The 6,758-nt window shown below is 37.4% G+C and carries 7 protein-coding genes; 6 read left to right on the forward strand and 1 reads right to left on the reverse strand.

Translation table 11 applies throughout. The features are described from left to right. The first annotated feature begins 72 nt into the window (after nt 1–72). The 5 genes from ihfB to Q0779_RS14500 all read left to right on the forward strand — a co-directional run bounded on the left by ihfB (nt 73) and on the right by Q0779_RS14500 (nt 3,265). The gene (ihfB, locus tag Q0779_RS14480; protein ID WP_298773567.1) at nt 73–360 is read left to right on the forward strand and encodes an integration host factor subunit beta; all 288 of its coding nucleotides are present in this window, start codon (nt 73–75) and stop codon (nt 358–360) included. Nucleotides 361–482: 122 nt separating this feature from the next. Then, complete coding sequence (locus tag Q0779_RS14485; protein WP_298773569.1) at nt 483–758, forward strand: LapA family protein; 276 nt, start codon at nt 483–485, stop codon at nt 756–758. A gap of 1 nt (nt 759) precedes the next feature. After that, a complete protein-coding gene (lapB, locus tag Q0779_RS14490; RefSeq protein WP_298773571.1) occupies nt 760–1,920 on the forward strand; it encodes a lipopolysaccharide assembly protein LapB in 1,161 nt (386 codons plus the stop codon). A 92-nt stretch (nt 1,921–2,012) separates the two neighbouring features. Continuing rightward, entirely contained in the window at nt 2,013–2,708 is a 696-nt protein-coding gene (gene pyrF, locus Q0779_RS14495; RefSeq protein WP_298773573.1) for an orotidine-5'-phosphate decarboxylase, read from the forward strand. 14 nt (nt 2,709–2,722) lie between these two features. Next, nucleotides 2,723–3,265, forward strand: coding sequence for a DUF2058 domain-containing protein (locus tag Q0779_RS14500; protein WP_298773575.1), 543 nt, complete (start codon nt 2,723–2,725; stop codon nt 3,263–3,265). 73 nt (nt 3,266–3,338) lie between these two features. Here Q0779_RS14500 and Q0779_RS14505 read toward each other — a convergent pair whose 3' ends face one another. Further along, nucleotides 3,339–4,130 carry an EAL domain-containing protein gene (locus tag Q0779_RS14505; protein WP_298773577.1) on the reverse strand — a complete coding sequence of 264 codons (792 nt, stop codon included), beginning with the start codon at nt 4,128–4,130 and terminating at the stop codon, nt 3,339–3,341. A gap of 282 nt (nt 4,131–4,412) precedes the next feature. Between Q0779_RS14505 and Q0779_RS14510 the strand changes: the two genes are divergently transcribed. Beyond that, nucleotides 4,413–6,758 (forward strand): ATP-binding protein (locus Q0779_RS14510; protein WP_298773578.1); only part of this gene is annotated, 2,346 nt, incomplete at its 3' end.

A 6,758-nucleotide genomic window follows, 5' to 3' on the forward strand; every position in this document is an offset into this window, starting at 1 on the left:
GCCTGAAGTTCGGGGGTGGCATTATCACCCCTGTTAGGTGACTGTGTTTGGCTTGATAATAGAGGGTATAGGATGACAAAATCCGAACTGATCGAAAAACTCGCCACTAGGCAGTCGCAGCTGTCGGCTAAAGAAGTGGAAAGTGCAATAAAAGAGATGTTAGAGCAAATGGCACTGACATTGGAAACTGGAGACCGGATCGAAATCCGTGGCTTTGGTAGCTTTTCACTTCATTATCGTGCGCCAAGAGTAGGCCGTAATCCAAAAACAGGTACATCTGTTGATTTGGATGGAAAGTATGTTCCGCACTTTAAGCCAGGCAAAGAACTGCGCGAACGTGTTGATGCTATTAACGCGTAATTTACATTGCCTCAAAAACCTCCTTTAGGAGGTTTTTTTATGCCTAAAACTTATGTAACGCTAGCTAGTTAGTGAAAATTCTTAGATAATTAGAGTATCTTGAAGCGTATAGGGAGTGTAGCGTGAAGTCTTTTATCATTGCAGTTGTCGTTGCTGTATTGTTTTTCTTAGCGTTAGTGTTTGGCGCCAGAAATGAACAGGTTGTCACCATTAGCTATTTTATTGCGCAGGGAGAGTTCAGGTTACCCGTCTTGTTAGCGGTCGTTTTTTTAGCGGGATTCATGTTGAGTTGGGTCTTTGCCATTTATCATATCATGAGGCTTAAATTTGCGTTACGTAAATTGAGTAAAAAGTGTGATACATTAACCATTCAAAATAGTCAGGATATAGACGCTTAATATGCTTGAAATACTGTTTCTGTTATTACCTATAGCCGCGGGCTATGGATGGTACATGGGACGAAGAAGTGTAAGACAAAATCAGAGTAGCCAGCGTAAAAAATTGAGTCGGGATTATTTTACAGGTTTAAATTTTTTGCTTTCAAATGAATCAGATAAAGCGGTCGATTTGTTTATTACTATGCTGGATGTAGACGATGAAACGATAGATACTCATCTTTCTTTAGGCTCTTTATTTCGTAAGCGTGGTGAAGTAGATAGGGCTATTCGTGTGCATCAAAATTTGATTGCCAGACCGCATTTAGCTCTTGAGCAGCGCGATCTTGCCATGATGGAATTAGGTAAAGATTACCTTGCTGCAGGGTTTTATGACAGAGCAGAAGAAATTTTCATTAATTTAGTGAATCAAGAAGAGCACAGTGATGAGGCTGAAACTGAACTCATCGCGATTTATCAAATCACTAAAGAGTGGCAAAAAGCCATTAATATTATTAAAAAATTGACACGCAAGCGGCAGCAAGCGTTGAAATCCATATGTGCTCATTTTTATTGTGAGTTGGCTGATGAAGTTGATGATCAAAATAGTCAAAAGCAATATTTAGATGCCGCATTGAAACAGGATGCTCAATCGGGTCGCACATTGTTGATGTTGGCAGAATATTATCAAATATCGAGTCAGTTTAATTTATGTAAGAGTACGCTGGAAAAACTGTTATTAGCGGATCCCGATTTATTTGCTGATGGGCTGACTATTGCTAAAAAAGTTTATATCGATACCCAAGATACCGATGGATATGTTGAATTATTACGCCAAGCTGTGTCGCTGGGTGCTGGTGCAAGTATTACTATTTCATTAGCACAAACAATGATAGAAAAGGGCTTGGTTGAAGATGCTGAAACTTTGGTGCTTGAAGGTTTATATCGCCACCCGACAATGAAAAGTTTTCAGCATTTAATGAATATGCATTTAAAACAAGCAGAAGAAGGTCAAGCAAAACAAAGTTTATCCATGCTTGAAAAACTTGTTGAGCAACAAATTAAGTATCGCCCAGGGTACCGTTGTAGTGAGTGTGGTTTTCCTTCCCACCGGTTATATTGGCATTGTCCGTCGTGTAAAAATTGGGGCAGTATTAAGCGTATTCGAGGGCTAGATGGTGAGTAGCTTGTCTTCGATGTGTAAAATGCAGTTGTTGTAAACAGCGGCGTTATTGGTAAGGTTAAATTGAGTATAATTTAAAGAGGTTTAAAGAAAATATGATTGACACACCTATTTTGGTTGCGCTTGATTATGATAATAAAATTGAGGCATTGGGGCTAATCGATCAACTTGATCCTAAGAAGTGTCGATTAAAAGTAGGCAAAGAAATGTTTACTTTATTTGGTCCACAATTAGTGACTGAAATACATCAACGTGGCTTTGAATTGTTTCTTGATTTAAAGTTTCATGATATTCCTAATACTGTAGCCAAAGCTGTTGCAGCAGCAGCAGAGTTGGGTGTATGGATGACAAATGTTCATGCCAGTGGTGGCTTGGCTATGATGCAAGCGGCGAAACAAGCTCTTTTACCTTATGGTGAAAAAGCACCATTATTGATTGCGGTGACAGTGTTGACATCGATGAGTGATACTGAATTAGCCCTATTAGGTGTCACTTGCTCAGCAGCCGAACAGGTCAATCGGCTGGCAAAATTAACCCAGCAAGCAGGGCTAGATGGTATTGTGTGTTCAGCAAGAGAAGCACAAGTCATGAAAGCCACATTTGGGCAGGGTTTTAACTTAGTGACGCCAGGAATCAGGCCTCTTGGCAGTGATATCGGTGATCAGCATAGAGTTATGACACCCGTTGAGGCCATCGCAGCTGGTTCGGATTATCTTGTGATTGGCAGGCCCATTACCAAGGCGAAAAATCCTTTGCAGGCATTAGAAACAATATATCAGTCATTAAAATAGACGAGAAAATATCAATGGCAAATCCATTTCAAGAACAGCTGTTAAAAGCGGGCTTAGTGAGCAAACAAAAAGTACGTGATACGAAAACACAAAAGCGTAGGGATAAAAAAGCCAAAGTGGATGATGGCAGTGAGGCATTAAAAAAAGATATTGCTTTACAAAAGCTTGCTCAGGCTGAAAAAGATAAAGCGCTCAATGAAAAACGCTTTAACGATGCAACAGAAAAAGGGCTAGTGAGAGGATTAGTCACAGAGTTTAAGCGTTTAGCTGTGACTGTGCCCGCAAGTGCTGAGATAAAGTTTAATTTTACTTTTAATAATAAAATTTTGTCTCTTTATATTGATGAAAAGTTGCAAACTGAATTGTTGACGGGACGGTTAGGCATTATTCGTTTTGAAGAGCATAGTTATTTAGTCCCTCATAAGTTGGCAGAAAGAGTGAATTTATTAGTACCTGATTGGATCGGTTATTTGTGGGAAGCAAATGATGACAATAGCAATATCAGTGAAGAGGATCCCTATGCTGATTATGTGATCCCAGATGATTTGATGTGGTAAATGCTGTTGTCATGATGACAAAAGAGTGGCGCTGTATTGATTTGGTCTAGTTTGCCGAGTATGGCGCCTTGCTTTAAGCCGTATGGCGATTGTGAGCTTGTTGAGGAGGCAAAGGTGCGAGGGTGTGTGTGAGTGAGCCAAGTTTAGGTTTGGCAAATAAATAACCTTGCATGTAGCGGATCCCTAATTTTTTTAATGTCCAATACTCCATCATTGTTTCTACTCCTTCAGCGAGTAACATAATGTTGAGTTGACTGCAGGTGATAATAATGCCTTGAATAATGGCTTTTTTGTATTTATCAGTATCGACGCTTTTTACAAGAGACATGTCTAATTTTACCACATCAGGATGGATCTTAACGAGCCAACCTAGCCCCGCATAGCCTGAGCCAAAGTCATCAATCGCAACCTTCAGACCATTGTCTTGATAATATTGTCGTAATTGAATTATTTTATTGAGATCGATAATTTCTTCTGATTCTGTTAATTCTAAAACGAGTTGTTGTTTAGGGAAGTTAAAGTGGTTTGTTAATTGCTCTAGAGATTGCATATGTAAAGTGGGTGATTTGACTACATTCGGACAAAAATTGACAAAAAGCTGACTTTTTAAGTGTAATGCGACTGCTGTTTGAATAGCTCTAAACCGGCATTGTTGATCAAACTGGTACTGGTGGCAGGCATTGACGCTAGATAATACCTCTTTCGCTGATTCGCCAAACTCTCCCCTAACCAATGCTTCATGTGCAATAACTTTGTGTTTAAAAATATCCACAATAGGTTGAAAAGCCATTTTAATTTTAAAATTTCTAATGCTTTGTTGTCGCGTTTCTGTTCTTCGTGAAGTCTCATGTGATGTTGAGTTCATACATTGCATTCCATTCAATGGAAGAACGAACAAGTGATGATATTTATACTGCACATGCTCGATTAAGAGTAGTTTAAGACAAATTGCCGTTGTAACTCATGTATAAGTGTAGCGCAAGATAGTGTTTTTGATTGAACTAAATAGTCTCGGTGTATTTTCATTGACCAAATCTGTTCTACACTCAAGGTAAGGGCTCTGGGAGCAGAGTTCAGTGTGGATTAATTCTTGATGATTGTATGCATTTTACCTTTTTCATATCCACTTTAATTACATAGGAATGTTATGGACTGGTTGAATCGAATTTCAATAAAGGCGAGGTTATTGCTACTTGTTGTTTTTCCACTGACTTTTTCGGCTATTTTAGCATTTATCGAAGTGAATTATTTGCTTGAACGAACATCCCATTTAAAAACGTTATCGGTTCAATTAAGCATGCTGTCAGATATTTCTGATAGTATTGAGCTAGGACATAAAATGAGAGTGGCGAAACTAGAAGGTAATACGTCAAATGCCGACGAAATAAGAAAAGTCTTATTCCAAATTCAGAGAAAATTGAGTCTGAGCACACTCGATAGCCCTTCAAGCAATAATGATGTTAAGACAATAGAAACCCTCAATGAAATCGTATTGGGGTTATCTGAGGCCTATGATGAATATCCTCAAGTCGTCAAAGAAGATGTTCAAGAGTGGTCATTTTGGGTATTTGACTATTTAGCGGAACTCATTTTACTTTATGAAAAAGAACCTATTTACACTGGGGTGGATAATTTAGAACAACAAGTTCGAATAATGTATCAGCTAACATGGATATTATTATGGGATTACGAAGCTGATTGGAGTTTTGATTTAGAGAGAGTCTTTCCTGATCTGAATATGGAAGATGAGTTAATTAGTTTCAAGAACAAACAACAGTTGTTTATTGATAGATTTATCACAATCAGTGCTGATCCTGAACAAATTAAACTATTATTGGATATTTTTAGTTCTAAGGCTTTTATTGAGGCGCAATCTTTTAAACAAAGAGTGGCTAAAGCTGGACTGTCTAGCATTCCACAAGATGAGATGGACTCAGGTATTCAAGCATTAAATATTCGATTGATGATGTTATCTGATGGTTTAAGAAGCGTAATGCAAACGCTTAATAATCAAATTCATATCGAATCTAGAAGTTTTGAATATCGCGCATATTTTTATATTGCACTCATTTTAGTTATTTTATTGATTATTGGACTGTTAGGTTTTTTACTCATTAGGCGTATTCTTTTTTACTTATTAAATGTTTTAGAAACAATGCAACGCATTGAAGAAACACATGATTATTCAATAAAGATCCATAATGATGGTCATGATGAATTGAGTCAGTTTACTTTTAAGTTAAATAACTTGCTTGAAGAACGGCATTTGAATGAATCTAAAATTGTGCAGGCAAGAGAAGAAGCTGAGCAAGCAAATAAAGCTAAAAGCTCTTTTTTGGCTAATATGTCCCATGAGATAAGAACCCCTTTAAATGGCATTATAGGGATGTCTGAAGTCTTATCTGATACTCATTTGACGCCAACTCAGCTTGATTATTTGAGCGTTATTGAAACGTCTTCCCAAACGTTATTGATTTTGATTAATGACATTCTTGACTTATCTAAAATTGAGTCGGGAAAGTTAGCTATTACGACGCATTCATCAAATTTTAGGGAGGTTATTTATGACACCTTATTGATTGTTCTTCCTAAGGTTGTCACAAAATCCATCGATCTTAAAGTGAATATTCCCCATAACCTACCTTATAGTTTGATGTTGGATGAACATAGATTACGTCAAATTTTAATGAATTTAATGTCAAATGCGGTAAAGTTTACCGACTTTGGTTCAGTATCGATTGATCTTGAGGTTGTTGATGTATCGAGTGAAGCAATATTATTAACTGTATCGGTTAGTGATACTGGGATAGGGATTGATAAGGCTCAGCAAAAAAAGATATTTCAGCCTTTTACTCAAGAAGATGGCTCTATTACACGTCGGTTTGGTGGTACAGGTTTAGGCCTGACGATTAGCGCGCAGTTAGTTGGTTTGATGGGAGGAAAGATTTGTGTCGAGTCTGAGCCAGAACAAGGTAGTCGTTTTTATTTTACCATAGAGGTTAGTGTTGAAAGTCGCGAGCTTGTAGTGCCTAAAGGGCTTCATCATCAAGGATTGATATTGATCAGTAATGATGTTGATTTTAAGGAAGTGATCCTAAAGGAAATGGCACAGTATGGGCTGAAAATAGCTCATTCAGTTTCGAGGATTCATGAACTTGACATTGATGAAAATGCCAATACAACGGCCTCGATAATCTTATATTGTTATGTTGATTTCAATAAAGCAAAAGAAGAGTTGAAGGTGTTGAGAGTACGTTTTCCATTATCACCATTAGTGATGTGTCAACATCTAAATTCCGAACGTTTTGATTTTGGACGAACAATAGATGGTTTAATTACTTTGCCTATTTTAGGGCAGCGCTTTATTAAAGCGTTAGTTAATGCGCATTTTACTCATAGAATGAATGCAGATAATACAGATAATACAGATAATACAGATAATACAGATAATACAGATAATACAGATAATACAGATAATACAGATAATACAGAT

Origin of the sequence: uncultured Shewanella sp., from assembly GCF_947491715.1 — a bacterium.
In the GTDB taxonomy this organism is placed as follows: Bacteria; Pseudomonadota; Gammaproteobacteria; order Enterobacterales; family Shewanellaceae; genus Shewanella.